Annotated in this window: 2 protein-coding genes; both read right to left on the bottom strand. The window is 36.3% G+C overall.

What is annotated here, in order from left to right:
* Positions 1-1,470: tetratricopeptide repeat protein (locus E1176_RS02000; protein WP_155208903.1), on the bottom strand; the 1,470-nt coding region annotated here is incomplete at its 3' end.
* A 98-nt stretch (positions 1,471-1,568) separates the two neighbouring features.
* Positions 1,569-2,162 (bottom strand): hypothetical protein (locus E1176_RS20400; RefSeq protein WP_185152559.1); only part of this gene is annotated, 594 nt, incomplete at its 5' end.

The raw sequence follows: 2,162 nt of genomic DNA, 5'->3' as shown, positions 1-2,162 counted from the left end.
TAATAAACTCTTTCCCTTTTCAATGAACTCATAAGCAAAATGATCAAAAGAATTATTATTACTCATTTTATTCGCATTAATACAAACCTCTAAAGCTTCAGAAATTAATTTCCGATGTCTGTTTATCCGTTGTTGCTTGGCTTCATTTCTTAAATGTCGCTCTCTATCTGTTATAGAAAGATCAATCGCTCGTTTATAATTTTCTAAAGACGCCTCAATGATCGATAGCTCACCTAATTCAGCCCCCTGATGTGCCAAAATGCCAGCTTTTTCCTTCAAAACTTCAATGGCCTCAAGCGTATGTACATATTCCACCGCTTTGTTATTTTGATTTGAAAGTAAATCAATAGCCAAATCACAATAGGACAAAGCCTCTTTAAACGAACCCATTGCTTCGTATACCTTCGCTTTTTCTATATAAATCTCATATAGCGAATAATGCGATTTACCATAAAGTCTGATGTTCTCTTCTACTGCTTGATTAAGTAAACTTTGTGCCTTTTGATGCTCATTTTTCACCCTTTCACTTTTGGCTTTTAATAATAAGATATCACTAACCTGTGACTTGTCGAAATTCACATATTTCTCAGATTGACTGAGATAAAAAGAAGCACTATCGTAATAGGTAAACTGCTGCTGCAGAGAAACAAGACCTGAATAAACGCTTAAAATAGTATTGCCATAGTCTTCTGGCCGATCTAATCTTTTTATAAGATCAAGTGATTGATGGTAGCCCTCAAGCGCCCTTTTATAAAATGCAGACTCTTTCGAATCGTAGGACTTGGCAGTCCAACAATTGGCCAGGTAGGTCCACCCGAGGATTTTATAAAACAAAGTACCATCGCTACCATAATACAAATCAAGGCCTTGAGGAATATACTTAAGATACTGTTGATAATTGGCTATGGCGCGATCCGGCTTATCAAGCAACAAGTAGGCACTACCTAAGTAGCTGTACCACGTGTTTATGTAAATACTATCTTCAAGTGATAAGCGTTGATTTTCTTTTTGCAAAATGAGTTTCTTAAAAACACGAATCGATTCGATATATGCCCCCATTTCATATAACAAATTACCTCTACTGTGCTGGTAATTTTTATATACAAGGCTATCGATGTCATTGCCAAAAAATGCCTCCGAATGATCACTTAATACCTGCTGAGCTCTGTTATCCCATTTTCGTTTTTCATCGATTGTGTTTTGATAGTAATGGTCGTTGATTAGCTCACTCAAAATCGAAATCACTAATACATAGTCACCCTCAATTGTGGTTGAGTCTACATATGGCAAGATTACCTCCTTTAGCTTTGCATCTTCAGAAGGATTGTAGGTAGAAAGGATTGAGGATACCGCAATTTGATATTTACTGGAATCGGAGGAGTGAGTTTGCGCATTGACATTTTGTGCAAACAGAAACAATATCAATACAAATGCATGAGTGAGATGCGTAAACCTAATGAGCTCAGACATTTAGCTAATATAGCCAAACTATGAACCTCTTAAAATAAAAATGACTACCTCAAAACTCTAAATTAAAGATTTGGGGTAGTCACTAATATAAATTTTACTTACTCGAAAATCCCTTCTGCTACCGCTGCTTTAACTTGTAACTCTTTAGGCTCACCATCAGAAAAAATACCTGTGGTAACATATACCATAGCTTCATGATGTAACAAGTCTTCATTTATCACTTCAAAAGAAATTACAGCTTCATTATATTTCTCATTGTATTCTATATTACCGATTACTGCCATTGTGCCTTCCTTTGTTTCTATACTAGCATTTATCATATCAGGTATTTCACAGTAAACGAGCAGCTCAAGCTTTTGAGTAATTATTCTGGGATACTTACAATCGTTTCGTGGTCTTGGTGGGCAAACAGGTTTAGGCATTGGTCCGATTGGTCTTACCGGGGCCACCCCTATATACATTTCTTCTTCCGACCATTGCATATAGTTTTCTAAAATTGACACACGTTTTTCAACACCAATTTCAGGCTCAAATCCTTCTGATATTGCCTTTAACTCTGCCTCAGCTGTTTCTGCAGAAAAAACTTCTGCAATGGTATACACTTCTTGTTCCTCATTGTTCTTCGAAGCATCATAAGATTTCAATCCTTTTTGGTTTTGATTTTCTACATGTACTGTAGCTAGCTCACAACT

The sequence above is a fragment of the Fulvivirga aurantia genome (genome assembly GCF_009711475.1).
GTDB lineage: Bacteria > Bacteroidota > Bacteroidia > Cytophagales > Cyclobacteriaceae > Fulvivirga > Fulvivirga aurantia.
Note: the sequence above shows the minus strand (reverse complement) of the source record. Positions and strands in the feature narration are given on the sequence as shown.